Origin of the sequence: Streptomyces sp. NPDC051322 (genome assembly GCF_040689485.1) — a bacterium.
GTDB lineage: Bacteria > Actinomycetota > Actinomycetes > Streptomycetales > Streptomycetaceae > Streptomyces.
The window spans coordinates 295,005-319,402 of sequence record NZ_JBFBAK010000010.1; the positions used below are offsets into that span (position 1 = coordinate 295,005).

The following is a 24,398-nucleotide window of genomic DNA, read 5'->3' on the forward strand; positions in this document are numbered from 1 at the left end:
CACGGGGTGGCGTCGGCGCGCCGTCAGCGCGCCCGGTACAGCAGCCGGCCGCCGATACACGTCACCAGGCAGACGCCGTCCTCGCCCAGCACCGCGAAGTCGGCGCGCCCCGAGACGGTCAGCGGCCGCGGTGCGGAAAGTACCGGCACACCGGACCGCTCCACGGCGGTACGCACCGAAGGCCGGTCGAACGGGCCGGCGACCGCGGTCGTCCCCGCCGCCAGCAGCCGCTGCAGCCCGCGCCGGGCGCTCGCGCCCCACCGCGCCTCGGTCATTCCGAGCGCGGCCAGTGCGTCGTCGGTCAGCGGGTCGGAGCCGAGGTCCTCGCGTGGATCGGGCCAGTAGCAGCACTCCAGCAGCGCGGGTGCGTCCGGTTCGTACCGGCCCGGGGTCAGCACCCCGGGCCACTCCCGGAGCCTGGCCCGCTCCCCGTACGCCGCGGCCAGCTCCTCGTACCGGCCGAGCGCGGCGACGCGGTCGCCGTCGACGACGACTGCTTCCGCGCCCGCCCGGTGGATGGTAAGCAACAGAGCCTCGGCGCCTCAGTTGGCGCTGAGCAGCTTCAGCTCGGGGTGCGCCGTGCCGCCCTCGATCGCGGTGGAGGAGATGTGCGAGACGACGCGGTCGTCGACGGGGTCGTTCGCCGGGTCGTCGTGGACCACGATGTGCTCATACGTCGTGGTCCGCTGCGCGGGGACGCGGCCGGACTTACGGATCAGGTCGATGATCTCCATCCGGTTCGACCGGTGCTTGGCGCCGGCCGACGAGACCACGTTCTCCTCCAGCATGATCGAGCCCAGGTCGTCCGCGCCGTAGTGCAGCGACAGCTGGCCGACCTCCTTGCCGGTGGTCAGCCAGGAACCCTGGATGTGCGCCACATTGTCGAGGAACAGCCGGGCGATGGCGATCATCCGCAGATACTCGAAGAGCGTCGCCTGAGTGCGGCCCTTCAGGTGGTTGTTCTCCGGCTGGTAGGTGTACGGGATGAACGCGCGGAAGCCGCCCGTCCGGTCCTGCACGTCACGGATCATCCGCAGATGCTCGATCCGCTCGGCGTTGGTCTCGCCCGTGCCCATCAGCATGGTGGACGTCGACTCCACGCCCAGCCCGTGCGCCGCCTCCATGATCTCCAGCCAGCGCTCACCGGACTCCTTGAGCGGGGCGATCGCCGTGCGCGGCCGCTCGGGCAGCAGCTCGGCGCCGGCACCGGCGAACGAGTCGAGGCCCGCGGCGTGGATCCGCGTGATGGCCTCTTCCACCGACACCTTCGAGATCCGCGCCATGTGCTCGACCTCGGAGGCACCCAGGGAGTGGATGACCAGCTGCGGGAACGCCTTCTTGATCGCCGAGAAGTGCTCCTCGTAGTACTCCACGCCGAAGTCCGGGTGGTGCCCGCCCTGGAACATGATCTGCGTACCACCGAGCTCGACGGTCTCCGCGCAGCGGCGGAGGATGTCGTCGAGGTCGCGGGTCCAGCCCTTCTCGGTGTCCTTCGGTGCGGCATAGAACGCACAGAACTTGCACGCCGTCACGCAGAGGTTCGTGTAGTTGATGTTGCGCTCGATGATGTACGTCGCGATGTGCTCGGTCCCGGCGTACCGTCGCCGCCGTACGGCGTCGGCCGCGGAGCCCAGCGCGTGCAGCGGGGCCGACCGGTAGAGGACCAGTGCCTCCTCGGGGGTGATGCGACCACCGGCGGCGGCGCGGTCGAGGACGGCTGCGACATTTACCGACGTGAGGTCGGCGTTCTCGGTCACCGGGCGGGTCCTTCCCAAGGGGCTACTGACGACCGATCCAGCCTACGCCAGCCCCCGAGCCCGTCAGCGGCGCCCGGCCCGGCCGCCTGAACCGCACCCGCGGCACCTTCCTCGCCACGCCTGGCTACTTCTCGCCCGGCCGGCGTTCGAGGCCACCATTCGAGCCCGGCTCAAGCCCGGCGACCGCACCCCGCGCGCCCCGCGCCTCACCCCGCCGCAGCGACCCCGTCCCGCCACCCCGGCAGCAACTCGTCCAGCAGCGCCTCGGTCCGCGGCGGCAGCCCCCGCGCCCCGCTCCGCCCCGCCAGATCCGCCGCCAGTTCCCGCAGCCGCGACTCGTCGTGGGTCGCGTGGGTGGCCCGGAGCAGCTCGTTCCACAACCGCTCGTCCGCCGAGGACCCCGCCACCGCCGCGTTCAACGCGGCAATGGCCTTCTCCGGCTGCTCCTGCTCCAGGTGGTGCGCGGACAGCGCCAGCGCCACGTCCGCCACCAGCAACGGCAGTTGGGTGTCGATGATCTCGTGGGTCAGCCAGGTGTAGCGTCCCTCCGTGCGGTCGGCCAGCAACGGCCCCCGCACCAGACCCAGCGCATCCGTCAGCAACCGCTCCCGTACCGACGCGCGCCGCGCCCCGCGCCCCTCCGTCGCCTCGTGATGGAGCGAGCGCAGCACGTCCAGGTCGGACACCACCGAGCGGGCCAGGGTGAGTCGCCCGGTCGTATCCGTACGCAGCCGGGCCGAGCCGTCCTCGTCGGTGCCCAGCCACACCCGCAGCCGCTCGATGAGCGCGTCGCACACCTCGGGGGTGACCCCGCGCGGCCACATGGCCGAGGCCAGCACCCGGGGGTGCACACCCTCCCGGTGCAGCAGCAGCAGCGCCAGCGCCTCGTGCAGCAGCACACTGCGCTCGCTGTCCGGGGTGTCCAGGCCGATGATCTCGTACGGGCCGACCAGCCTGGCGTACACCGCGGGACGCCCCTGCTCGGAGATGTCGACCAGGAAGGGACGGGACGGCTCGGGCCCGTCGCCCGACGGATCGGCGTCGGCGAAGAGCCGGACCACCGCTTCGTGCTGCGGCTGCGGCAGCAGCTGCGCGGCGAGTTCCAGGCCGAGCAGCGGAGCCAGCAGGGTGCCGTCCTCGGTGATCTCCAGGTCCCAGGTGGCGCCGGGCAGTTGCTCCCCGGGCGCGGTACCGACCAGGCAGCCGATGCCCAACCGGCCCGAGTCGGCGGTCAGTTCGGCGAGCGCCGTCGCCTCATCGGCGGAAGGCTGCCCGGCGATCAGCACCAGGTGCGGCGCCCAGCGGGTCTGCTGCGCGGGGCCCATCCGCCCGGTGAGCACCGAGTCGTGGCCCGCCGCACCGAGGGCCCCGCGCCGCTGCCCGATCTCCACGCCGAGCGTCTCGATGAGCTCGTCGACCGACGGGAGATGGCGCAGCCGGGTCGGTGCCAGCGGGCTGAGGTCCGCTCCGAAGCCGACGACGGTGACCGTCATCCGGTCCGACCAGCCGTTGGTGGCCAGCTCGGCAGCGACCGAGGAGAGCACCGCGGCACGCTGCCCCGCGGGGCCGCCCAGCGCGACCAGGCCGGGCACCGCCTCGAGGTTCAGCAGCAGCCGGGCGTCGTCCCGCGTACCGAGACTGACCAGCCCCGGGTAGGGCGCCGCCGCGGTCTCCGGGTCGATCCCCTCGTACGCCGAGACCGCCGACCGCTCCAGCCGCCAGAACGTCTGGTCCTGACCCAGCTCCCAGGGCGCCGGCGGCTGCCCCGCGGGCTGTGCGAGCTGGAGATGCAGATCCCCGTCGGTGAGCCAGCCCGCGTACACCACGGGCAGCGGACGGTTCTCGTTGGCGAGCGAGGCGGACAGCCCACGCAGTGCCAGGTCCAGGAACCGCACGGCGTCGGGGTCGGCGCCCACCAGCAACGCGTCGTGCACATCGGCCTCGTCACCGGTGGGCACCGGCGGCTCCATACCGCGCCGCCCGGCCACCGCCGTCATCGCCGACTGCCACAGCGCCATCCGGCGCCGACGGCCGAGGGCGCCGAGCACACCGGCCGCGAGCAGCGGAGCGCCGATCAGCGCGGCGGACAACCCGAACCCGGAGTCGGAGCCCTGCGAGGGTGCTTCGGCGACCGCGCCGGAGTCGCCCAGCGGCGCGGTCGGCAGCCGCTGTTCCGGTACCGAGATCTGCGCGGTGGGATTGTCCACCCGGCTGCCACCGCCCTGCTGGGCGGGCTGCTGGTGGTCACCGGACTTGGCGTACTCGGAAATCTGGTGCTGCAGGGACTCGGAGATCTTCGGTGCCTGGTCGGGCATCTCCACGACCTCGCCGCCATGCGCGTCGGCCGGCATTTCCATGATCCACCCGGGCCGGATCAGGCTGGCCTCGGACAGCTTCGTACCGTCCGGCTGCGTCCGGTCCTTGTTGAGCTGGTAGATCTCCTTGTACCTGCGGCCGTCCCCGAGATGCCGCTGGGCGATCTCCCACAGCGAATCGTGATGGCGCCCCTCGGGCGGATTGATCCGGTAGAACTTCGTCGCCCCGTCGGCGCTCGGGCCGGTGTGCACACTGGCCTGCTCCGCCTGCGCCTCGGCCTGCTGCGCCATCGCCGCCTGCACCTGCTGCACGGACCCGGCACCGGGCGCCTGCTGGGCGGCGGCCACCGTCGGCTTGTGCGTCGACTCCAGCGCGTGCCCCAACTGCCCGATCCCGGGCGCGAAACTCGCGGCGGTGGCACTCACCAGCAGCAGCGCGGCGATCAGTTGCCTGGCCAGCATCTGGCTCGGGCCCGCACCGGGGATGCGCGAGGGCATCCCGACCCCGGACAGGGCCGCCTTGATCTCGACGAGCACGCACGCGGCGAACTGCGCCCAGGCCACCCAGACCACGACGACCAGGATGTTCACGAACGTCTCGACGGTGATCTGCTGCTGCACCATGTCGATCGACGGCATGCTGTGCGGCAACGGCCAGCCCTGCGTCGACAGCGCCAGCGGCACGGCGAGCAGCAGCCCCACGAGCGCGAGAAACGCGAAGAACGCTTTGCCGAAGTCTCCGGCGGTACGTCGGCGGGGCAGAGGTTGCGGCGTCCGATTGGTCGGGCCGCCCGTCGAGCCGGGATTGGTGCGCGCCATGGCGGGTGTCCTGTGTGGAGGGAGCGGGTGTCGGGCATTGTCGGGGGTGTGCTGAGCCTACTGAGATGGTACGGACGGTGTCGAAGGACAGACAGGTCACGGCGGCCCCAACGGGCCCGATACGGCCGGTCTGTTGACCTGCGCCCCATTTGATCCCTGACTGATCCCCGGCGGATCTCCGGCGGAGACGCGCGCTGTCCGTGCCGGACGCCGGATTCCTCGCGAGGAGGCCTCACTTCCCGCACATCGCACGGAATCCGCAAATCGCCCCCCGATGCCCTTTACATGCTGCTGGTAGTTTCTTCCCTGTCTGCACACTTTCAGGACTGCCGGATTTCGGCCGCACACCGGGGGAGAACACACGTGGCTCGCCGCACTCCGATCATCGCCGCCGCCCTTGCCGTAAGCGCGGGCTTGCTGCTGACCGCTTGCGGAGGCGGCGGTGATTCGTCATCGGACAAGATCAAGGGCGCGGACGAGGGGTCGTCGAGCCCTCCGGCAGCATCCGCTTCCACGTCACCGGATGCCACCCGGCCGAAGATCGAGATCCCGAAGTCGTTCCAATTGGACTTCCAGGGATGGACCAGCTCCGACTCCGACGAGCAGGCCGTACTCAATGACGGCAAAGAGCAGGTAAAGGCGGGATACGCGGCGATCATCGCGAACGACCCCGAAGCCGACTACCTGGCCTTCTACGACACCGACGCCGGACTCTCCCAGGACCGGAATTGGATCAAGACGTACACCGACAAAGATTTGACGGTCATCGGCAAGGCCCCAGTCTATGACGCCAAAGCTACCCTGCTCGGCAGCAATAAGACTCGCGCGATGCTCAGTTACTGCATGGATGAGAGCAAGGCGTACTCCAAGAACCGCAAGACCGGTAAAACCGAAGGCAATCCCGCCGGTACGGACCCCGAGGTGTTCTACACGTCCACCCTGCAGAAGAGCGATAAGGGTGTGTGGCAGACCGTTTCAGTCGACTCGAAGAGGGGTGGGTGCGCCTCGTGAGGCTGCGGAGGACAGCAACTCTCGCTGTCACGTCACTCGCCGCTATAGCACTTTTCCCGGGTTCCGCCCAGGCCATCGGCGGGGGAGGTACGAAGGGCGGCTCCGACAACCACGGCAATCTCAACGCGTCCGCCACCCACTCACAGATCGTGATCACGTACCCCAAGGGCGGGGGCGGCAGCGGCAAAAAGGGCAACCTCGCCTCGATCGACCCTAACTGGAAGCCACCAGCCTGCTGGTACGAGCCGGTCTTCACACCGGAAGGCCTCAAGAGCTTCGTGAAGTCGTCCGGCGGGGACGGTGACGTCGGTATCCACGAGTCCTGGTTCGGAACAGCCCTGTGGACCGACCACTACCGGGACGGCAAGCCCGAAACCAACATGGACGACACCCAGACCGTCGCCCCCGGTTACAAGAAGTACAACGTCGGCAAGGACGGCTACTTCTGGCGGAGCGTCGCACCGGACGTATCCGACCCCGACTCCTGGCAATGCGGCCGCATCATGTTCTGGCAGGACGCCGGCCAGGTCCCGAAGATCCCCCACACCCCCACTCCCAAAATGCTCGCCGACTACGCCTACAACCAGGTCAAGGTCCCCCAGACCAGCATCGAGCTGAAGCCGGTAACCAAGTCCACGGTCAACCTCCCCACCTGGATCTGGCTCGACAAGGGCACCTTCAAGGACGTCGTGGTCCGCGCAGCGCTCCCCCGCACCGGCCTCTGGGCCGAGACCACCGCCAAGCCGGTCAGCCTCCACCTGGACCCGGGTACCGCGGACGCCGAGACCTCCCCCGCATCAGGCACCTGTGCCTTCAACAAGGACGGCTCCATCGGCACCCCGTACAAGCCGGGCGACGCCAACCAGACCCCGCCGTGCGGCATCACCTACCTGCACGCCACGAACGGCACCCCGTACCAGCTCAAGGCCTCCATCACCTGGAAGATCTCCTGGAAGGGCTCCGGCAACACCGGCGGCGACCTGCCCGACGGCACCTTCGAGACCACCCAGGACATGAACGTCCAGGAAATCCAGGCCATCAACCGCTGACCGCGCCTCGGTCACCTGCGTCCGAGCCATCGGGCTAGGACTGGCGGCGCGCAAAAAGGACTACGCCGGGAAGGTGCTCGTCGAGGCCGAGCAGCAATTGAGCCTCGACAGTGAATCCGGCCTCGCACAGCCAGGCCGCCATTCGGTCAGGCCGCCGGCGGTGGACATGGACCTTCATCGGGTGGCCGCCATAGCCCTGCGTCTTCAGTCGCGACCCGTCGCCCAAGTGAAATCCGAGCAGCAGCGGTCCGCCAGGACGCAGCACCCGCCGGAACTGCCCGAGGACCGTAGGGATCGCATCGTCAGGGACGTGAATCAACGACCAGAAGGCGAGCAGCGCACCGACCGACGCGTCGGCGAGACCGAGATCCGTCATCGAGCCCACCTCGAACCGAAGGCCAGGGTGGTCACGCCGAGCCACGTCGATCATTACCGGTGAAAGATCGATACCGAATGCATCGACCCCCAGTTCCTGCAGGTGGGCGGTGACATGCCCGGGTCCGCAGCCCACGTCTGCCACTGGTCCGCCGCCGGCGGTGTGAACCAGTCCGGCGAACAACGCCAGCGCCGCCCGAAGGTAAGGCTTCCCGACCAGGGCATCGCGCAGTTGGTCGGCATAGTCGGCCGCCACCGTGTCGTAGGAGCTTCGGGTGTCTGCCAACCATCCGTCGGCGGTCATGGTCCAACACGCTAGTCGACCAACCGGCGGCGACGGCGGCCGACTCCTGATGCGGCGCAGGGCCTCACAGCGCATGGCTGCTTGAGCCGGCTGTTCGATGGGGCCAGGATGGGAGAGGTGAGCAACCAGCGAGGACCGCGCAGCGGCGACATCGGCCCCCATGACGGAGCGGGCACCGGTCGGACGTGCGCTGCCGGGCCGGGCTTTCCGACGGGCCGCGACGTGTTCGAGCCTGGGCCCGAGGCGGCGAGGCAGGTGTGGCAGCACATCGTGGACGTGCTCGAAGAGGAAGGCGCGGCGATCCGTGCGCGGCCGGTGAGCACGCCGGTGGACCTCACGGCCTTGCGCTCCACGGTCCGCGCCTACGACTTCGACGAACCGGTCGATCCGGGGAAGGCGATCGACGATGTCGTGGCGTTGCTGCGGTCGTACACCGTACACACCGCCCACCCGAGGTACTTCGGGCTGTTCAACCCGGCCCCGACGCTGCTGGGCGTCGTCGGTGACACGCTCGCCGCGGCCTTCAATCCTCAGCTGGCGGCGTGGTCGCACGCGCCTGCGGCGGTAGAGATCGAAGCGCACCTGCTGCGCTTCCTCGGCCACCGCCTGGGCTACCCGGCCGACGAGGTGGCCGGGTCGTTCACCAGTGGTGGCGCCGAGGCGAACCTCACCGGAGTGCTCCTCGCGCTGACCAGGAGGTGGCCGCAGTACGGCACCGACGGGCTTCGGGCACTGCCCGGTCAGCCGGTGCTGTACGCGTCCGCCGAGAGCCACCTGGCGTGGCTGAAGATCGCGCACGCCACCGGGCTCGGGCGGCAGGCGGTGCGCCTTGTACCGGTCGACGAAGACCTCCGCATGGACCTCGATGTCCTGCGCGCCCGGATCGTAGCCGACCGCCGTGCCGGGTACCTGCCCTTCCTGGTCGCCGGTACCGCCGGTACCACGGGCGCGGGCGCCATCGATCCGTTGCCCGCACTTGCCGATTTGTGTGACGAGTTGGATCTCGCGCTGCATGTCGACGCCGCCTACGCCGGCGCGGCGGCCCTTTCGGACCAGTTGGCCGGGGCGTTGGCCGGGATCGAGCGCGCCGACTCGATCACCGTGGACGCCCACAAGTGGCTGAGCGTCCCGATGGGAGCCGGCGCCCTGCTGTGCACCGACAGCGAAGGGCTCGCGGAGACCTTCCGGGTCACCACCTCGTACATGCCGGGCAACGTCGCCGACACCGTGGACCCATACACCTCCAGCCAGCAGTGGTCGCGCCGGTTCACCGGGCTGAAGCTCTTCCTCAGCCTCGCGGTCGCCGGCAGGTCCGGATATGCGCAGCAGTTGGAGCACGACACCGAGCTCGCCGGCCTGCTTCGCCGGCAGTTGACGGACTCCGGGTGGACGATCGTCAACGACACGCCGCTGCCCGTCGTGTGCTTCGCCGATCCCACCGCCGACGGCCTCTCCCCCGACGCGTCGTGGACGCACCACTCGGCCCTGGCCCATGCCGTGGTCGACAGCGGCGTCGCCTGGATCAGCCCCGTCCGTCTCGACGGCCGTCCGGCACTGCGCGCCTGTGTCATCAGCTTCCGCACCACACGGGCGGACGTCGACGAGCTGGTACGAGTCGTCAACGAAAGCACCGACCGCGCGCCGCGCGCCCGGCGGAAAACGCCCCACGACACTGCCAGCTGATCGTAAAAAACCACCTACCAGCGGGCCAAGAGTGTGCGATCCGCAGGATCCGGCGTTGACGCCGACCCATTCCGCCGAGAAACGTCTGAGGCGGCCGTTGCAGGTGCTCGGCCGAGGCCGGGTTTCCAGAACGGGGTGCGACAGCAGTGGGCTACCGCGGGGGTGACGCAGAGCACATACATGCGTCTGCTTCATCCATGAAAACGGTCGTGACCTCGGCCGAAACACACTCCCGAACAGCGACCTCGGCCGGAAAGCAGGCATCCGGCGCAGCGGGCGACGCCAGGGTGGCCTCGGCGGTCACCGCACTTGCCCGCGCCGTGGCGAAAGCGGCAGCCGACACCAGCACCTCCGTCAGCGATCTGGGCGAGGTGGCCACAACCACCGCCGCCAATCTCAGGAAGGCCACCGGCAAGTGACCGCGCCCACCTACCCGGTGCCGTCAGGCGATCCCGAGAGCCTGCGGACGGCCGCCCGCTCGTACAAGAGCCTCGCGCACGATCACTCCTCGCTGCTGACGACTTTCCAGCGGCATGTCGAGGCGATCCTCAAGGGGTGGACCGGTCCGCTGGCCACGCAGTACAAGACCGCCGCGGAAGGCGTGTATCCCCGCTTCAAGGCAGTACACGAGGCCGCTGCCTCCGCCCATACCGCGCTGCACAAGTACGCCGGAGCGCTGGAAACCGCGCAGAAGGCCGTGAACGGCGCCAACACGAGCTCCAGCAAGGACGCGCGCAGCTCCCACACCTCAGCCGCCGCCCACGGCCAGTCGGTGCACCAGCTGGGCCAGCAGGTCAGCGAAGCGCAGTCGGCCCTGAGCCGCGCCGCAGGCACCTGCGCGACCGCGCTCGGCCAGGCGCAGACCACGCTGGCCAGGACCTGCCCGGACACGATGTCCGCTAAGCAGCTCAAAGCGCAGGTGGACAAGGCGGGCGAGGAACTCAAGGAAGAGAACCCCGGACTGTGGGAGAAGCTCTTCGGTCCTGAGGGCGAACTGCGGAAGTGGGACGAGAAGCTGCACGCCGTACCGGCGCCGTATGCCGACATGGTGCTGCTCAAGCTGATGCACTCCGCGGAGGGGGCAGAGGAGAGCGTCAAGGACGCCGAGGAGTTCGCCGCCACGATTCCCGAGCTGATGGAGGCCGACTTCCCGAAGATGGCCCGCCCGATCATGAAAGCCATGAGCAGTGGGGAGGCCACGGAAGCCGATCTGGCCCAGGCGATCGACGACTTCGCCAGGGACTGGGACGCTATCGGCAAGTGGAATGCGGGGACGAAAGCAGCGAGTTTGAGCGAAGCCGCGCGGCTGCCTTGGCTGCGCGGTGTGGGAGTGGGCCTGAACGGACTGGCACTCATCGGCGACGGTTACACCATCTTGAATCCCGAGGACAAGGGTGCGATGGGTTGGGTGGACCGCAGCGCCGCCGGGGTCAACGCCGGGCTTGTCGGGTGGGACACCGTCGCCCTTCTCACGCCCTTGGACGCCGTCCCGGGTGTGGGCGAAGTCGTCATGGTCGGTACCGGCCTCTTCCTGGGCGGCGACTACCTTTACCACCACTGGAAGCCGTTCAAAAACGTGTGCGACTCCACCGGCCACGCCGTCGCATCCGCTGCCAAGAGCACCTGGCATGCGGTCACCAGCATTTTCTGAAGTCGGACGGAGACAGCACACATGACAGGTGACCCGCGGCAGGCGGATACCGATGCGACACGGGCCCTCATGGATCAGGTCGAACGGGACGGCGCTGTTCAGCTACCGGCCTTGTCGACGGCCGAGCTGTGCGCGCTCGGTGCCATGCAGGCCACGCTGATCGACGAGGTCTCGTGGTCGTGGTGGTCGGGCATGACGGATGCTGAACGGTTCGGGCTTTCGGCTACGGCACTGAAATTCCTCGTCCACCGTGGACTGCTCGACGAACCGGAGCCCGGGGCGATCGAGGATGATTCCACGGAGAATGTCGCTCTGCCTGTCCGCCCCCTGCTCGCCCTGATTCTGGCCGGCCGCACCCAACCGGCATTCGTTGTCGTCCGCGCGGAGGGCACGAAAGCGGCACCGGAACGGATGCGCCTCTACGGGATCGCCGAGGAAGGCCGAGGCCTGCGTGCCGTACTGGCCGAGGCGGGCCCCGGGAAGCTACCCACGAAATTCGGGCCGGCCTATGAGTACGCACTGGTGAGCCCGGCCGAAGCGGTCAATTCCCTGCTGCGCTGGGTCAACCGCGCGCCTGCCGGCCACAAGCTCGGCCGACGTCCACCCAAAATCATCGACGTGTACCAGCCCAACAAGGGCTCGGGACCAGCACGTGATCGCTTCGAGGTGTACCGCGGCGGCGCCTCCTCGGGCCTGCGCGTCGAGCAGGAAAGCACCGACAGCTCCGGCACCCCCGCGCCGATCGACTGTGACGAAGAAGCCCTCGGCCGCCTCCTGTCCGACCTGTTCACCCGCCAGGGAAACGCTGCATGAACCTGCCCAAGATGACCGAGCCCGTCCATTACACCGAGGAGCGGTCCGCACTGCGGTGGCCGCTCGTGTTCCACGGTTTCTTCTGGCCGCTGCTCATGGTGGCGTCGTTCACGGCGGTCGGGGTAACCGGCAATTACGTGTTCATGATCGGTGTGATTCTGGGGCTCTTCGGCTCCCTGAGTCTCGGCGGCATTCACCTGGCCGAGGACCGGCCCATCGGCATTCGTGCCGATGCGGCCGGAATCTGGATCGGCGGCATCCAGCGCCTCGAGCCCAAACGGGCCGGCGGAAAGAGGCAAACCAAGCTGTCACGGGCGAGAGCACAGCGGCGGCAGGTCTTCTTCTGCCCGTGGGATGCGGTGCAACAGGTCGACGTGATCACAGACCGGGCGGAGATCCGCAAGATCGCCAAGCTCGGCGATGGTGTGGGCACGTCCCGCGTAGAAGTTGCCACCCGTGCGATCAAGCTCGGTCTTCTGACGGCGCCTTACATGCGGGCGGTCCTGGTGCTCAACGTCGAACTCTCCCGCGCGAGCGTTCCGGAGTTCCGCCCACCCGTGGAACGTTCCTTCTGGAAATCCGGATCACCCCAACGCTTCGCCCCCTCCCCCATCTGGTGCGCCCCCACCCGCCACCCGGAAGAACTCCGCGCCGCACTGGCCCAGCGGTTGACCGGCTGAATCCGCCCCACGAAGCCGCGAAGCCGCGAAGCCGCGAAGCCCCCTCAGCCGGTGACGGACTCCGCAACCGACGACCCGTGCACGGTGATCGAGCTGCTGTAGAACATGCCGGTCAGGATGGGCTCGTAGGTGAGCTGGACCGTCACCTCGACCCGCTGGGCGTTGGCCGCGGTGCAGTGCGAGCCCGCGATGTCCGCGGCGCTCATGCCCATTTCGACGGCGAAGGCGCGCACCCGGGCGTCGCAGTCCTGGTACTTGATCGGTGCGGCGCCGCCGGAGTTGCCGTACAGGGCCTCGGTGTCGATGTCCTGGGCCGCGTACCGGGCAGCCTGTTCGGCGATGTCCGCGGCGCGTTCGCGCTGGGAGATGGACAGGCCGCCGTCGACCACGAAGGCGGCGAGCGCCAGGAACACGAAGGCGAAGATGATGACGGCGGCGGCGCCCGAGCCCCGGTCGTCGAGCCTTGCCCGCCGCGACTCGATCCAGCCGGCCAACCCGGTCGGCGCGCTCACTGGGTCCTCCGGTACGGGTCGATCGGCGAGGTGGAGTGGCCGCTGAGGGTGGTCGGGATGTTCAGCCCGAGCATGGCGAGTCCGCGGACCTGGCAGCTCACATCGACGGTGAAGAAACCGCCCTTGACGAAGCCCTTGGCGGACACTGTCACCGGACCGGAGCAGACGTCGGTCAGGTCGGCTTCGGCCGCCCTGCGGGCCTCGGACATCGCCACCGAGCCGTCCTTCTGGATGGAGCCGGCCCGGGCGGCGTCGCGTGCCGCGCTGTCCACGGCTCCGCGGCCCTCGACCAGTTGGCCGAAGCCCACCAGCACCAGAATGAAGAGGATCATGATGGGCGCGAGGATGACCACTTCGATGGTGGACAGGCCCCGGTCGCCACCGCCGCATCGGCGATGCAGGAAGTCCCGTATCCGCAGCTGCGCCCCCGTCACTTGTCCTCCACGAACCGCTCGACCGGCCCCCGCGACTGGGCGTGCACCGTGAGATCGAGGCCGGGGAAGACGCTGGGCACCTTCGCGGCGATCTCCACCCCCACGGTGTCCTGGTCGGGATTGAGCATGGTCACGGACGGATGCAGCACCAGCTTCGAGCCGAGCTGCTGGATGTAGCTGTCGACGACGTCACCCGCATCGCCGCGCCAGCCGCCCGGATTCGCGTCCGCCTCGGCACGTGCCTTGCGCGCGCCCGCCTGGGCGGCGGCCTGGGCCACGTGGTCGGCGAAGAAGTACAGCGCGAACTGCACCGTCGCGAAGATCATGAAGAACAGGACCGGGGTCAGGAACACGAACTCGATCGCGGTCATGCCGGAATCGCCGCGGGTGGAGGCTGCCTCCACCCTGCGGCGTACGAACGCTCTGATCCTCTGACGCACCAATACCCGTTCAGTGACAGTGACTCGGGGTGACGTGGACTCGTCGGACGCCGACTCAGACACCGACTCCGACGCCGACTCGGCTCCGGCGACTCAGCAGGTGCCGCTCGCGCTGGCGCCCTTGATGCAGTTGCCGACCTTGTTGGCACCGTCGCTCAGCGCCGCGTTGATGATCGCGGCGACCACGCCCACGATCGCCACCACGACGGCGGAGATGATGACCCACTCCACGGCGGAGGCGCCGCGGTCGGTGTCCTCGGAGCGGGCACGCTCGACGCGGGCCTGCAGGAACGTAATCAGGAAGTCGACAGTCGGGTGACTGAAGCGGCGTCCGAACATGGGGTGGATTCCTCTCGGGAGAATGGGTAGCGGGATCAGACCTGGAAGACGCGCATCGCGGCCGGATAGATCAGGAAGACCAGGAAGCCGGCACAGAGAAGCAGCTGGGCGACAAGCATCGACTGTGACTTCTCACCGGCCGCTCCCTCGATCTCGGCCATTTCGCGGTGCCGCATCGTCTCGGCCCTGGAGGCCAGCGACTCACGGACCTTCGCCCCGTCGTCGGCGACGAGCGCCAGCGACGACGACAAGTCTTTCAGTTCCTCGATGCCCAGTTCCTCGCCCAGCCGGCCGAGTGCGAGCCACTGGCTGGTGCCGGTGATCCGGGCGTCGGCGAGTGCGTTACGGATCCGGCGCAGCGCCCATCCGTCACTCACCTCGGCGGCCGCCATCAGCGCCTCGGGCAGACCCCGGCCACCGGCCAGGTTCATCGACACCAGGTCCAGGTATGCGCCGATGACGCGCCGCAGATCCTTGCGCTTGTCCGCCGCGTCCCGGCGTACTTCCAGATCCGGCAGGAAGAAGAAGACCGCCCCGAAGGCCAGCGCCAGCCAGACCGGAATGATCGGCCCGTGACCGAAGCCGATGACCACGGCGATGGCGAACAGCATCGGCCCGAAGATCAGACCCGATACGCCGAGCAGCACCTTGGTCGCCAGGAACCGTTCCCAACCGCGGTCCAGGACCGCCAGGTCGGAGCGGAGCGAGCGCTGCTCCCAGCCCTGCTGCAGGTACAGCTCGGCGATCCGCGCACCCACCTGGGCCCGCACCGAGCCGAACCGTCCGTCGTCCCCGTCCTGCCCGCTCGGCCGTTCGTACGCGGTACCCGCTGCCCGCAGCGCGTCGATGCGCCGCACCTGCGAAACGGCGGAACGCTTGGTGCGGGACAGGGCGCGTACGAGGACGAAGACGCCGAGGCCGAGTACCGCCCCGATCAGTACCGGTGCGGTGAGAATGTCGATCATCGCGGCGCCCCCTGGCCCGTGTTGAACGGTGAGGCCTGCGGTGCGGGATGGGCCCCGGACTGCGCGCCGGGCTTCGCGGCCGACTCCGGACGTACGAACCGGACCTCGGCCTCGTCACGTACCAGGAACCGCTCCGGCGTCTCGATCACCGACAGCTTGCGCAGCCACCAGAATCCGAGCGCGAACAGACCGCAGACGCCGGCCAGTACGACCTGTCCCGTCGCTGTGCTGTACGGCTGGACGAACGACCGGTTGAAGACGGCCAGTCCGAGGACGAACGCCACCGAGACGACCACCACGATCTGCACGCTGCGCCGGGTCGAAGAGCGCTGCGCCATCACGCGGTGGCGCATGTCGATCTCCTCGCGCGCCGATTTGGCGAGTGCGCCGAGCACCTGGCGCAGGCCGGGCCCGCGCAACTTGGCGTTGAGGATGAGTGCGGCCACGATGATGTCCGCGGAAGCGTCGTCGATCTCGTCGGCGAGGTGCTGGAGGGCTTCGGGCAGCGGCATCCGCGAGCGGAGCCGGTCGACCAGCGCGTCCAGGTGTCCCCGCAGCGCGGGCGCCGCGGCGCGCGCCGACGCCGGGATGGCCTGTTCCAGACCGACCGCGCCGGCGATGGTGTCACGCAGCGACTCGGTCCAGCCGGCCAGCGCCTCGACCCGGCGCATCGCGACCTTCTCCTGCGCGGCGCCACCGAAGAGGCGGTCCCAGAAGAAGACCAGCAGTCCGGCGGCGACACCGGCCACGGCCCAGCGCGTCAGCAACAGCACGATCAGCCCGACACCGACGGCGATCGACCCGCGTCGGCCGACGAACTGTACGAGTTCCCGACGGCGTTGACCGTGCTGGGCCTTCACGTGGCCGGGCTTGGGTTCGACGCCCCGGATGGCGAGGATCAGCAGGGCGAGCCCGCCGCCCGCGGCGACACCGCACCCGAGCGCGATCAGCAGCTGCGGATCGAAGATCCCGCCCAACGAGGAGATGCCATTCATTCGGTCTCCTTCACCCCCAGGCCCCGGAAGGGCGATAGCCGTGTGCAGCGAGGTCTTCGAGGCACGCCACCGGGGCGTGCGGCACGACGCGTCCGTCGGGCGTCTCGGCGAAGACCTCGCTGGAAAGCACCCGCCCGTCCACGCCGTTCACCTCACGGACCGAGGTGACCGCACGCTGCAACCGGCCGCCGCTCTCGAAGTTGTTGCGGCGCTGCACGAAGACGACGAAGTTGACTGCCCCGGCGATGAGCATCTGGCTGGCCTCGATGGGCAGCCGCTCGGTGGCCTGCAGCGCGTAGGTGGAAATACGGTTGAAGACCTCGCTGGAACTGTTGGCGTGGATCGTGGAGAGCGAGCCGTCGTTACCCTGCGACATCGCGTTCAGCATCGTCACGATCTCGTCGCCGAGCACCTCACCGACGATGACGCGGGAGGGGTTCATGCGGAGCGACCGGCGCACCAGCTCGCCCATCGATATCTGCCCGAGGCCCTCGGAGTTGGGCAGCCGCTCCTCGAACGCCACCACGTTGGGGTGCAGTTCGGGAAACTGGTCGAGCCCGAGTTCCAGCGCGCGTTCCACCGTGACCAGGCGCTCCACCGGCGGGATCTCGTTGGCGAGCGCCCGCAGCAGGGTGGTCTTACCGGCGTTGGTGGCCCCGGCGATCATGATGTTCTTACGGGCCCGCACAGCGCAGGCCAGGAAGTGCGCCAGCTCCGGCGTCAGCGTGCCGTTCCCGACGAGGTCGGCCACGAACACCTTGCCCATCCGGGCACGACGGATGGACAGCGCGGGCCGCCGCGCCACTTCCATCACCGCGGAGAGACGGGACCCGTCGGGCAACCGGAGGTCCAACTGCGGGTTGGCGGAGTCGAACGGACGCGACGAGAGACCCGAGTACGCACCCAGCACCTGGATGAGCTCGACCAGTTCCTCGTCCGTCTCGGCCACCGGGTCGACCCGCGCCTCACGCCCGTCGGAGTATCCGACGAAGACCTGGTCACAGCCGTTGATGTCGATGTTCTCGACCTCGGGGTCGTCCAGCAGCGGCTGGAGCCGCCCGACCCCGAAGAGCGCCGCGTGCACCGCGGCCGCGTACTGCTCCTCGGTCTCCGCGTCGAACGGGGTGCGCCCGGCGTTGATCTCGGCGCGCGCGTACTCCTCGAGTATCTGGGCGATGACGGCGCGGGCGTACTGCCGCTCGTCCTCGCCCGACATCGGCGGGGTATTGCTGACCTGGTCGATACGGCGCTGTTCCGCGATACGGTCACCGGCGTCCTGCCGGAACCGCTTGACCAGGCTGTGATCGACGACGCTGCTCATCGACCGGCCCCGGCGTTCGGCTGCGACCAGGCCGCACCGAACTGCTGGTACACATCGGCGGCGACCTTACGTGCACTGCGGATCAGCAGCGACTTGTCGAGCCGCCCACGGCCCCGTCCGGCCAGCAGCCCGGCGCCGGAGGTGTCGTGCGCGATCGTCCCGATGACCCGGGCGCCGGTCTGCGCGGCCACCAGCATGTCGTTCACCTGGTGTGCGAGCTTGGCGGAAACCCCCGCCTCGGCGACCAGCAGCACCCCGATGAGCGGACTGGCCAGCTGCGACATCCCCCGCTGACCACCGTGCAGTTGGGCCGAAAGCGCGGCAGCCCTGTCCCGTACGCGGGCGATGTGCTCCGGCTCCGCACGGGAAACCAGCAGTACGAGGCCGGCCTGCGGCATCAGATCGATCGCCGGCGACCCACCGGCGATCCGCCCGCAGTCGGCGATGACGTCGGCGGGCGCGTGCGGTGACTCCCCCAGCGTCGCGAAGGCATGCCCGAGCGTCGGCCACACCCCGGCGAGCCCGGCGGCCTGCTCGGCCGAACCGAGACCGACGAGCAGTTCTAGCCCGCCCGACATGGGCTGGGCGTGGTCCCAGAGCTGATCAGCCACCAGCCCGCGGCGAGCCGCCGCGGCGATGGACAGCAGACCGGTGTTGGGATTGAGCGGCCCGCCGTTGGCACCGGTGGTGCGGTAGACGAGGTCCCCGCCCGCCGGGTCGGCTTCGGCGAGCAGCGCCCGCCGGGGCCAGACAGCGGCGAGGGCAAGGGCGGCCGTGGTGACTCCGGGCGAACCCTTGTCTGCGGCGAGGGCGATGAGCGCCATGTCTTCTGCGTTCCTCTATGTTCCTCTATGGGCTCGGGGTCAGCCGTTGTTGGGGACGAGCACCAGAGCGACTTCGCCGTTGGCGGAGGCCTCAGCGAGAGCGGCTGCGTCAGCGGCGTCGACGGTCACGGTGATGGAGCGGTTCCCGCTGCTGATCGTGCCGGACGCAGGCGCGGCGGCCGCAGTGACCACGGCCCGCTCGACGATGGGCCCTCCGCCGGAGCCGCCGGTCTGCGCGTTGTCGTTACTGCTGCCACTGCTGCTGCCGGATACCTTGTCGCCCACCCGGTAGGCGGTGACGGTGTCGCCGGCCTTGATGTCGGCGGGGTACTGCCCATCCTTGAGGGAGAGGCCGACTACGGCCTTGCCGGCGGGTGTGCCCTTCTCGCCGGTGAACATCTGGCCAACCAGAAGGCTCCCTCCGTAAAGGGTGCTCTTGGTTCGCAGCCGTGCGAGCCCGCCGACCTGGTCCCACTTGACATAGTCGATCGAGTTGTCGTTCGCCACCATCACCGACCTGAGGTCGTTCTTGGTGACCGTCGTGCCGGCCGGGACGTCATGGGCCAGCTTGGCGACCTCGACGCGGTTGCCGGCGCGCAGCACCAGCACCGTCGCACCCAGCGCACCCACCAGAATCAGCAGCACGGCGAGCGCGGCCAGCGCCGGTTTGCGCTCACGTGTCACCGATGGAAGCCGCTCACCGGACGACTGTGCGGGCGAGGGAACCCTGTGGTTACCTGCGCCCGTGCGCTCCTGGACCTTCACGCCGCTGCTCCCCGAAAGTTTCTCTGCGACATAAGCGAGTCGACTTCGCCGCCATTTATCCGGTTCCGATTCCCAGGCCACCGGAGGCTGTCAAGTCATCGCACCGTAGCAGCAGCACATAAGCGCCTCAAGACGAGATAAGGATCGCGAACCTCGCGCCCTTCGTGAACATCGACCCAAATCGGTCACAACCGGCCGGGCTTGACGACCACGGAAAGCTTCACCAGATTTCCCCTTGGCCACCGGACTCCCGGGCGCCACCCGTTGCACCTGCCAAGCCGTCGCCCTGGTCGCCCGAACATGGCCCGCCAGCCCGGACCTCCCACCGCAGTTGCCGATGCAGCCGCAAATCCGCCCGCCTCACGGCACGCGCATCCCCCTCACAACCACGGCGGATACAGCAATCAACCGGCCGGCCCGGCCCGACTTGCGTCACGATCACTCCAGCAGGATCGGGTGCGGTGGACGGCGGGTCCCAGGACCCGGGACGCGGCGGCGCGCGACAGACACGGAGTGCGCGAACTACATGAAGCGTGAACCAAGCGTGACCAAGACGGAACCTGCGCGGCACTGAGGCTCAGTCGCGGGCCTGGCCACCAGGTGATCGGACACCTCCTGGACATCCACGACCCCCTCCCGTCCGACCGATTCATCCGAAACACCACAAGTATTCCGGCGGCACCGCCCAGTTCGCTCTGGTGAAACCAAGTACCGCCCGGATAGCGTCAATTACCTATAGTCCGCAACCGCCCCACCGGGAGTCGCCCGTGAACCGCCGATCTTTGCCCGTTGCCGCCGCACTCGCGACCGCAGCGGCCCTCCTGCTGACCGCGTGCGGCGGGGGCGGTGACAGTAAGTCCAAGGACTCGGACTCGGACAAGATCGCGGGCGCCGACACGGGGGCCTCGAAGCCCACCTCGCCCAGTCCTTCGGCCTCGACGGCGCCTGGGCGCCCGAAGATCACGCTGCCGTCGGACATGTCGTACACCTTCGACTGGCCGAAGACCGGCAACAAGGAGAAGGATGCAATCCTCTCCGACGGCGAGCAGTTCATCAAAGCCACCGACCTGGCGGTTACGAATCAAGATCCCCTGGACAAGGCGTACCGCTTCTATTCGGAGGGAGAGGTGTCTGTCGCAACACAGAAATACGTACAGGAGTACGTCAACGACAAAGCGCGAATGACGGGGAAGTTTCGCTTTTATGACGCGACCGTAACCGTCAGCAAGGATAAAACAGCCACGCTGGTCTACTGCGAAGATCAGGGCAAGGCGTTTGACTTGCACATCAAAACCAAGAAAATCGATAAAACTCCCGTAACGAGCAATAGTTACATCCTCTATAACACAGCGTTGCGAAAGAACGATCTCGGCGTCTGGGTCACCACGAAGATGATCAGTTTGAGGGGGAATTCGAAGTGCCAGCCCTGAATCGACCACGAATTCTGGCGCTAGCGGTTACGGGATCCGCTATGTTCCTACTGAGCACCCGGCCGGCACTGGCCGATGGATCGCACGACCAGGCCCCTCCGCCTCCTCCCAAAACGGATACCTCCGGCAATGCGGACGGCAGCGGCACCATCTCGGCCAGCGCCGGGGTCGTCTATGACCGAACCCACAATGGCCAAGGCCCACAGACCGGAGCCGTTGCCCCTCAGGGCAACTGGTCGCCGCCCCCTTGCTGGTACGCCCCGAAGTACACCCCAGCCCAGCTCAAGGCTTACCTCGAACCCATCTGGGAAGCCGAGTCCACAGGATACGAGTGGGACGCCAAACAGCGTAATCATTACGAAAAGGGCGACGGCAAGGGCAGTGACTACAAGGACTTCAACAAGGCGAAAACTGGCAAGGGCTACTGGTGGGACTCCTACGTCGACGACTCGCGTATCGGGGAACCAGGCGCACTGTCCTGTGACAAGCCCATCTTCTGGGTGGACAAGGGCGACCCACCCCCCACAGACATCCCGCAGGCCATCACCCCCGAAATCCTGTCGCAGCTCGCCTACGCCGAAATCCGCGTCCCCGACACCAAGGTCACCCTCGCACCGAGCGGCGCGACGAAGGTAAACCTCCCCACCTGGGCCTGGCTCGACAAGACCGACTTCAAGCCCGTCTCCGTAACCGCCTCAGTGCCTGTCCTGAACATTCAGGCCACAACCACCGCGACCCCGGTCTCCATGAAAATCGAACCCGGCACCAGCGACGCGGAGCTGTACCCCGCTTCCGGCGAATGCGCCATCAACCCTGACGGCTCCATCGGCACCCCCTACGTCAAGGGCGACGCCGATAAAACCCCACCCTGCGGCCTCACCTACCTCCGCGCCTCCGGCAACAACGGACCGTACAAGCTGAAGGCCACCATCACCTGGAACATCAGCTGGACCGGCACCGGACAGGCCAATCCGAAGACACTCCCCAGCGGCACCTTCGGCACGACGCAAGACGTCACCGTCGAAGAAATCCAAGCCATCAACCGCTGATCGATGCGAACTCCCCCGATGTCCCATCCCCAGTAGCACGGGGCTACCGGGGACGGGACACGCTTCGCTTGTTCGCTTCACGAACTTTGGCGAGTAACTCCTCGCGCCGGCGTTGCTCCGCGGCCTCGGCTTCGTCATCATCCTGTTGCTCGGGCGCGTCAGTCATGTGGCGCGCCCCGCAGGATCGCGGCCAGCCGCCGGGCCACACTGGGATTGCAGCACTCGGTGACGTCCTCCGCGATGCCGCGCAGCGGCCACTCCGTGCGGGCGGCGTCAGCGCTGGAAAGCGAGTCGGTCGCAATCTGCGACTTGATCGATTCGGGCAGTTCGGTCGCGGTGAGGATGTTGTCCCGTGCGCCGGCGACAGACTCGTCGGAGTCCTAGGCGTGGGAGAGTCGGGAGTGATCTCCGCAGCCGGCTTCGCCGGGCCGGAACCCACGAGGTGATCCCACGGAGGCCGGCGGGCCGGGCCGCTGCGATCAGCTGCGCGACCTTGCCACCCATGGAATGTCCGACGAGGACGTAGTCGGTGACGCCCGCGTCGGTGATCACGGCGATCGTGTTGTCCGCGAGTTGGCGGAGCGTGTAGGGGCCGGACAGGCTGCTTGAGCGGTGAGTTCCCTATGGGCTGACGCCGAAGGCGTTCCGGAACGCCGGTTCCGGCAAACGCCGGTTCCGGCAACCGTGGAGTGCACCAAGTGCGGCCGCTCCGGGCCGCAGAGCCTTCTTTGGCCGGCGGTATCGTCTGTCACCGCAGTTGGTTGAATGCCTGGTCGGCATCGGCTACGGCCTCGGGGTGGACGTCGTGAGCGGTTCGACCATCAGCGATCTTCTGCCAATTGGTCCGGGCGAGTACCCGTTGGACCGCGAGTACCTGGGCGGCTCGCAGGCGTGCCTGGATGCCCTCGCCGAGGGCGTCCGCCAGTGCCTCCTCATCCTCGAGCTGGTACCGAGTGAGCCGTCCCGCCAGGCTCGGGGTGGTGAACACCAGCCGATGGAACGCCACCACCTCGGGATGATCGTTGAGGCCGGTGACGGGGTCGTACCGATCGAGGCCGGCCCGGAAGTGCCGGTGCAGCGCCGTCACCGGCCTGATGCCGGACCTGCGGTCCCGTACGACGCGTGCCGTCTCGCCCTGGTGGTCCGCAAACCGGTGCAGCACCAGGTCTTCCTTGGTGGGGAAGTACCGGAAGAGAGTCGGCTTGGAGATCTCGGCCGCCGCGGCGATGTCGTTGACCGAGACGCGGTCGAAGCCGCGCTCCAGGAACAGCGAGACGGCCGCGTCGCCGATGGCGTCGCGCGTCCGCTCCTTCTTGCGGGCCCGCAGTCCCGTCGGCTCGCTCATCCGACCACCGTAACATTCGTGACCAGGTTGCTTTTTTAACCGAGTAACGTTTTTATGAGAGGCATGCATCAGACAGACATCCTTCCCGTGCTCGTAACCGGGGCGACGGGCCGGGTCGGCCTTGTCGTCATCGACCAACTCCTCGACGCCGGCGTGCCGGTCCGTGCCCTCACCCATCGCCCCGAGGCGGCGGCGACGCTGCCGGCGAAGGTCGAAGTCTTCACCGGCGACCTCACTGCGCCCGAGACACTCGACCCGGCATTGACTGGCGCCGGTGCGGTCTTCCTCGTCTGGACCGCCCCGCCACAGACCGCCGCGGGCGTCGTCGAGCGGCTGGCAGCCCACGTACGGCGGGTCGTCTTCCTCTCCTCCCCGCACCAGACGCCGCACCCCTTCTTCCAGCAGCCCAATCCCATGGCGGTGCTGCACGCCGACATCGAGCGGCTCATCGCGGCCACCGGACTCGACTCGACGATCATCCGGCCGGGGATGCTCGCTTCGAACTCGCTGGCCTGGTGGGCGCCCGCGATCCGGGCCGGCGAGGTCGTCCGGTGGCCTCACGGCGCTGCCGAGACGGCACCGGTCGACGACCGCGACGTCGCAGCCGTCGCGGCGCGGACGCTCTACCAGGATGGATACGTCGGAGGCGACTACGTCCTTACGGGTCCCGAATCGCTGACCCAAGCCGCGCAGGTGGACGTCATCGGTGACGCCCTGGGGCGCCGGATCGCATTCGAGGAGATGACGCCGGACGAGTTCCGAAGCCTGTCGGAGGGTACGGCGCCCAGCTCTGTCGTCGACATGCTGCTCGCCGCATGGAGCGCGGCGGTCGGACAGCCCGCGTACGTCACCACCGCGGTGGCCGACGTCCTCGGGACGGCGCCGCGAACCTTTCGCCAGTGGGCCGCCGACCACACCACTGCGTTCACGGCAGGTTAGGGACGACGGCCGGGGGCATCGTGCGTACCGACAGGACGCGCGGCCTGTGCCTCGTCGTCACTTGGTGATGACGAGGCAAGGAACTCAGCGGCGCCCGCTTCCTTCTTCTGCCGTCAGGACACCGGCGAGAGGGAAGCGGGCCGAGACCAGATCTCCTGACGGAGGAGGTCGAAAAGGGCCTTCTCCGCCGGGCCCGCGCCGTGCCGGATCACGGCGATGACGGGCTGGGACACGGCCGGGGATACCGGGCGAACGAGGTGCTCGTGGCCGTGGGGCACGGGCGCAGGCCGGGACCAGCGTCACCCCCATGCCGTGGGCGGCCCAGCGCGCGGCCGTCGCCGTCTGGGAGACGCGGGCGGCCGTGGTCGGGGTCAGACCGTTGTCCCGCAGCACCTGCAGCAGCACACCGTCGAGCGCGCTGTCACGGTCGAACCTCATCCACGGCTCCCCCGCCAGTTCCCGCAGCTCGACCCGGTCCGCGGCGAGCAGCCGGTGCCCGGGGGCAAGGACCACGACGAACTCCTCGTCGCCCAGGTGGTGGGCGTCGGCGGGGCTCCAGATGGACCAGGCCCGCGAGCCCGTC

At 68.6% G+C, this 24,398-nt stretch carries 25 protein-coding genes and 1 pseudogene; 10 read left to right on the forward strand and 16 right to left on the reverse strand.

Going from position 1 to position 24,398, the window contains the following annotated elements:
- Window positions 1-23: 23 nt before the first annotated feature.
- From AB0436_RS24175 to AB0436_RS24185, 3 genes are all read right to left on the reverse strand, one after another.
- On the reverse strand, window positions 24-527 hold the full coding sequence (locus AB0436_RS24175) for a hypothetical protein (protein WP_366469995.1): 504 nt from the start codon (window positions 525-527) through the stop codon (window positions 24-26).
- 15 nt (window positions 528-542) lie between these two features.
- Window positions 543-1,757, reverse strand: coding sequence for a cyclic dehypoxanthinyl futalosine synthase (gene mqnC, locus AB0436_RS24180; protein WP_366469996.1), 1,215 nt, complete (start codon window positions 1,755-1,757; stop codon window positions 543-545).
- A 206-nt stretch (window positions 1,758-1,963) separates the two neighbouring features.
- Window positions 1,964-4,891, reverse strand: a complete 2,928-nt coding sequence (locus AB0436_RS24185; RefSeq protein ID WP_366469997.1) for a BTAD domain-containing putative transcriptional regulator — start codon at window positions 4,889-4,891, stop codon at window positions 1,964-1,966.
- Between the two features lie 363 nt (window positions 4,892-5,254).
- Between AB0436_RS24185 and AB0436_RS24190 the strand changes: the two genes are divergently transcribed.
- Together AB0436_RS24190 and AB0436_RS24195 are read left to right on the forward strand one after the other, a co-directional pair.
- Window positions 5,255-5,902 carry a hypothetical protein gene (locus AB0436_RS24190; RefSeq protein ID WP_366469998.1) on the forward strand — a complete coding sequence of 216 codons (648 nt, stop codon included), beginning with the start codon at window positions 5,255-5,257 and terminating at the stop codon, window positions 5,900-5,902.
- Between the two features lie 74 nt (window positions 5,903-5,976).
- Window positions 5,977-6,951 carry a hypothetical protein gene (locus tag AB0436_RS24195; protein WP_366470051.1) on the forward strand — a complete coding sequence of 325 codons (975 nt, stop codon included), beginning with the start codon at window positions 5,977-5,979 and terminating at the stop codon, window positions 6,949-6,951.
- A gap of 34 nt (window positions 6,952-6,985) precedes the next feature.
- Here AB0436_RS24195 and AB0436_RS24200 read toward each other — a convergent pair whose 3' ends face one another.
- Window positions 6,986-7,630 (reverse strand): class I SAM-dependent methyltransferase, encoded by a 645-nt coding sequence (locus tag AB0436_RS24200; RefSeq protein ID WP_366469999.1) that lies wholly within the window; start codon window positions 7,628-7,630, stop codon window positions 6,986-6,988.
- 222 nt (window positions 7,631-7,852) lie between these two features.
- Between AB0436_RS24200 and AB0436_RS24205 the strand changes: the two genes are divergently transcribed.
- The 5 genes from AB0436_RS24205 (at window position 7,853) to AB0436_RS24225 (ending at window position 12,457) form a co-directional block, all read left to right on the forward strand.
- A complete protein-coding gene (locus AB0436_RS24205) occupies window positions 7,853-9,313 on the forward strand; it encodes a pyridoxal-dependent decarboxylase (protein ID WP_366470000.1) in 1,461 nt (486 codons plus the stop codon).
- Window positions 9,314-9,510: 197 nt separating this feature from the next.
- Window positions 9,511-9,732: a hypothetical protein gene (locus AB0436_RS24210; RefSeq protein ID WP_366470001.1), complete on the forward strand. Its 222-nt coding sequence runs from the start codon at window positions 9,511-9,513 to the stop codon at window positions 9,730-9,732.
- A complete protein-coding gene (locus tag AB0436_RS24215) occupies window positions 9,729-10,964 on the forward strand; it encodes a hypothetical protein (protein ID WP_366470002.1) in 1,236 nt (411 codons plus the stop codon). Before AB0436_RS24210 ends, AB0436_RS24215 begins: the two co-directional genes overlap by 4 nt.
- A 69-nt stretch (window positions 10,965-11,033) precedes the next feature.
- A complete protein-coding gene (locus AB0436_RS24220; protein ID WP_366470003.1) occupies window positions 11,034-11,777 on the forward strand; it encodes a hypothetical protein in 744 nt (247 codons plus the stop codon).
- A gap of 11 nt (window positions 11,778-11,788) precedes the next feature.
- Window positions 11,789-12,457, forward strand: a complete 669-nt coding sequence (locus tag AB0436_RS24225) for a hypothetical protein (protein ID WP_366470004.1) — start codon at window positions 11,789-11,791, stop codon at window positions 12,455-12,457.
- A 44-nt stretch (window positions 12,458-12,501) separates the two neighbouring features.
- On the opposite strand, the gene AB0436_RS24230 is transcribed toward AB0436_RS24225, so the two are convergent.
- From AB0436_RS24230 to AB0436_RS24270, 9 genes are all read right to left on the reverse strand, one after another.
- The gene (locus AB0436_RS24230) at window positions 12,502-12,969 is read right to left on the reverse strand and encodes a pilus assembly protein TadG-related protein (protein ID WP_366470005.1); all 468 of its coding nucleotides are present in this window, start codon (window positions 12,967-12,969) and stop codon (window positions 12,502-12,504) included.
- Window positions 12,966-13,403, reverse strand: coding sequence for a TadE/TadG family type IV pilus assembly protein (locus tag AB0436_RS24235; RefSeq protein WP_366470006.1), 438 nt, complete (start codon window positions 13,401-13,403; stop codon window positions 12,966-12,968). Before AB0436_RS24235 ends, AB0436_RS24230 begins: the two co-directional genes overlap by 4 nt.
- Window positions 13,400-13,843 carry a TadE family protein gene (locus AB0436_RS24240; protein ID WP_366470007.1) on the reverse strand — a complete coding sequence of 148 codons (444 nt, stop codon included), beginning with the start codon at window positions 13,841-13,843 and terminating at the stop codon, window positions 13,400-13,402. Before AB0436_RS24240 ends, AB0436_RS24235 begins: the two co-directional genes overlap by 4 nt.
- Window positions 13,844-13,936: 93 nt before the next feature.
- Window positions 13,937-14,182, reverse strand: a complete 246-nt coding sequence (locus AB0436_RS24245; RefSeq protein ID WP_366470008.1) for a hypothetical protein — start codon at window positions 14,180-14,182, stop codon at window positions 13,937-13,939.
- 35 nt (window positions 14,183-14,217) lie between these two features.
- Window positions 14,218-15,147 (reverse strand): type II secretion system F family protein, encoded by a 930-nt coding sequence (locus tag AB0436_RS24250; RefSeq protein WP_366470009.1) that lies wholly within the window; start codon window positions 15,145-15,147, stop codon window positions 14,218-14,220.
- Window positions 15,144-16,142: a type II secretion system F family protein gene (locus AB0436_RS24255; protein ID WP_366470010.1), complete on the reverse strand. Its 999-nt coding sequence runs from the start codon at window positions 16,140-16,142 to the stop codon at window positions 15,144-15,146. Before AB0436_RS24255 ends, AB0436_RS24250 begins: the two co-directional genes overlap by 4 nt.
- 10 nt (window positions 16,143-16,152) lie before the next feature.
- Window positions 16,153-17,463, reverse strand: coding sequence for an ATPase, T2SS/T4P/T4SS family (locus AB0436_RS24260; RefSeq protein WP_366470011.1), 1,311 nt, complete (start codon window positions 17,461-17,463; stop codon window positions 16,153-16,155).
- Window positions 17,460-18,287: a hypothetical protein gene (locus AB0436_RS24265; RefSeq protein ID WP_366470012.1), complete on the reverse strand. Its 828-nt coding sequence runs from the start codon at window positions 18,285-18,287 to the stop codon at window positions 17,460-17,462. Before AB0436_RS24265 ends, AB0436_RS24260 begins: the two co-directional genes overlap by 4 nt.
- Window positions 18,288-18,326: 39 nt before the next feature.
- Complete coding sequence (locus AB0436_RS24270) at window positions 18,327-19,052, reverse strand: hypothetical protein (RefSeq protein WP_366470013.1); 726 nt, start codon at window positions 19,050-19,052, stop codon at window positions 18,327-18,329.
- A gap of 767 nt (window positions 19,053-19,819) precedes the next feature.
- Here AB0436_RS24270 and AB0436_RS24275 point away from each other — a divergent pair.
- Window positions 19,820-20,482 (forward strand): hypothetical protein, encoded by a 663-nt coding sequence (locus tag AB0436_RS24275; protein WP_366470014.1) that lies wholly within the window; start codon window positions 19,820-19,822, stop codon window positions 20,480-20,482.
- Window positions 20,470-21,531, forward strand: a complete 1,062-nt coding sequence (locus AB0436_RS24280) for a hypothetical protein (protein WP_366470015.1) — start codon at window positions 20,470-20,472, stop codon at window positions 21,529-21,531. Before AB0436_RS24275 ends, AB0436_RS24280 begins: the two co-directional genes overlap by 13 nt.
- A gap of 273 nt (window positions 21,532-21,804) precedes the next feature.
- Here the strand turns inward: AB0436_RS24280 and AB0436_RS24285 are convergent, their stop codons facing one another.
- Complete coding sequence (locus tag AB0436_RS24285; protein ID WP_366470016.1) at window positions 21,805-22,083, reverse strand: alpha/beta hydrolase; 279 nt, start codon at window positions 22,081-22,083, stop codon at window positions 21,805-21,807.
- A gap of 196 nt (window positions 22,084-22,279) precedes the next feature.
- Complete coding sequence (locus AB0436_RS24290) at window positions 22,280-22,876, reverse strand: TetR family transcriptional regulator (RefSeq protein ID WP_366470017.1); 597 nt, start codon at window positions 22,874-22,876, stop codon at window positions 22,280-22,282.
- Between the two features lie 63 nt (window positions 22,877-22,939).
- Between AB0436_RS24290 and AB0436_RS24295 the strand changes: the two genes are divergently transcribed.
- Window positions 22,940-23,815, forward strand: coding sequence for an NAD(P)H-binding protein (locus AB0436_RS24295; RefSeq protein ID WP_366470018.1), 876 nt, complete (start codon window positions 22,940-22,942; stop codon window positions 23,813-23,815).
- A 113-nt stretch (window positions 23,816-23,928) separates the two neighbouring features.
- On the opposite strand, the pseudogene AB0436_RS24300 reads toward AB0436_RS24295, so the two are convergent.
- A pseudogene (locus AB0436_RS24300) lies at window positions 23,929-24,361 on the reverse strand (LysR family transcriptional regulator substrate-binding protein); the annotation flags it as partial.
- Window positions 24,362-24,398: the final 37 nt, after the last annotated feature.

Bases quoted from the DNA above. Each gene is read 5' to 3' on its own strand.
- AB0436_RS24185 (WP_366469997.1), bottom strand. From the start codon at position 4,891: ATGGCGCGCACCAATCCCGGCTCGACGGGCGGCCCGACCAATCGGACG.
- AB0436_RS24200 (WP_366469999.1), bottom strand. From the start codon at position 7,630: ATGACCGCCGACGGATGGTTGGCAGACACCCGAAGCTCCTACGACACG.
- AB0436_RS24210 (WP_366470001.1), top strand. From the start codon at position 9,511: ATGAAAACGGTCGTGACCTCGGCCGAAACACACTCCCGAACAGCGACC.
- AB0436_RS24220 (WP_366470003.1), top strand. From the start codon at position 11,034: ATGGATCAGGTCGAACGGGACGGCGCTGTTCAGCTACCGGCCTTGTCG.
- AB0436_RS24225 (WP_366470004.1), top strand. From the start codon at position 11,789: ATGACCGAGCCCGTCCATTACACCGAGGAGCGGTCCGCACTGCGGTGG.
- AB0436_RS24245 (WP_366470008.1), bottom strand. From the start codon at position 14,182: ATGTTCGGACGCCGCTTCAGTCACCCGACTGTCGACTTCCTGATTACG.
- AB0436_RS24250 (WP_366470009.1), bottom strand. From the start codon at position 15,147: ATGATCGACATTCTCACCGCACCGGTACTGATCGGGGCGGTACTCGGC.
- AB0436_RS24255 (WP_366470010.1), bottom strand. From the start codon at position 16,142: ATGAATGGCATCTCCTCGTTGGGCGGGATCTTCGATCCGCAGCTGCTG.
- AB0436_RS24260 (WP_366470011.1), bottom strand. From the start codon at position 17,463: ATGAGCAGCGTCGTCGATCACAGCCTGGTCAAGCGGTTCCGGCAGGAC.
- AB0436_RS24265 (WP_366470012.1), bottom strand. From the start codon at position 18,287: ATGGCGCTCATCGCCCTCGCCGCAGACAAGGGTTCGCCCGGAGTCACC.
- AB0436_RS24290 (WP_366470017.1), bottom strand. From the start codon at position 22,876: ATGAGCGAGCCGACGGGACTGCGGGCCCGCAAGAAGGAGCGGACGCGC.
- AB0436_RS24295 (WP_366470018.1), top strand. From the start codon at position 22,940: ATGCATCAGACAGACATCCTTCCCGTGCTCGTAACCGGGGCGACGGGC.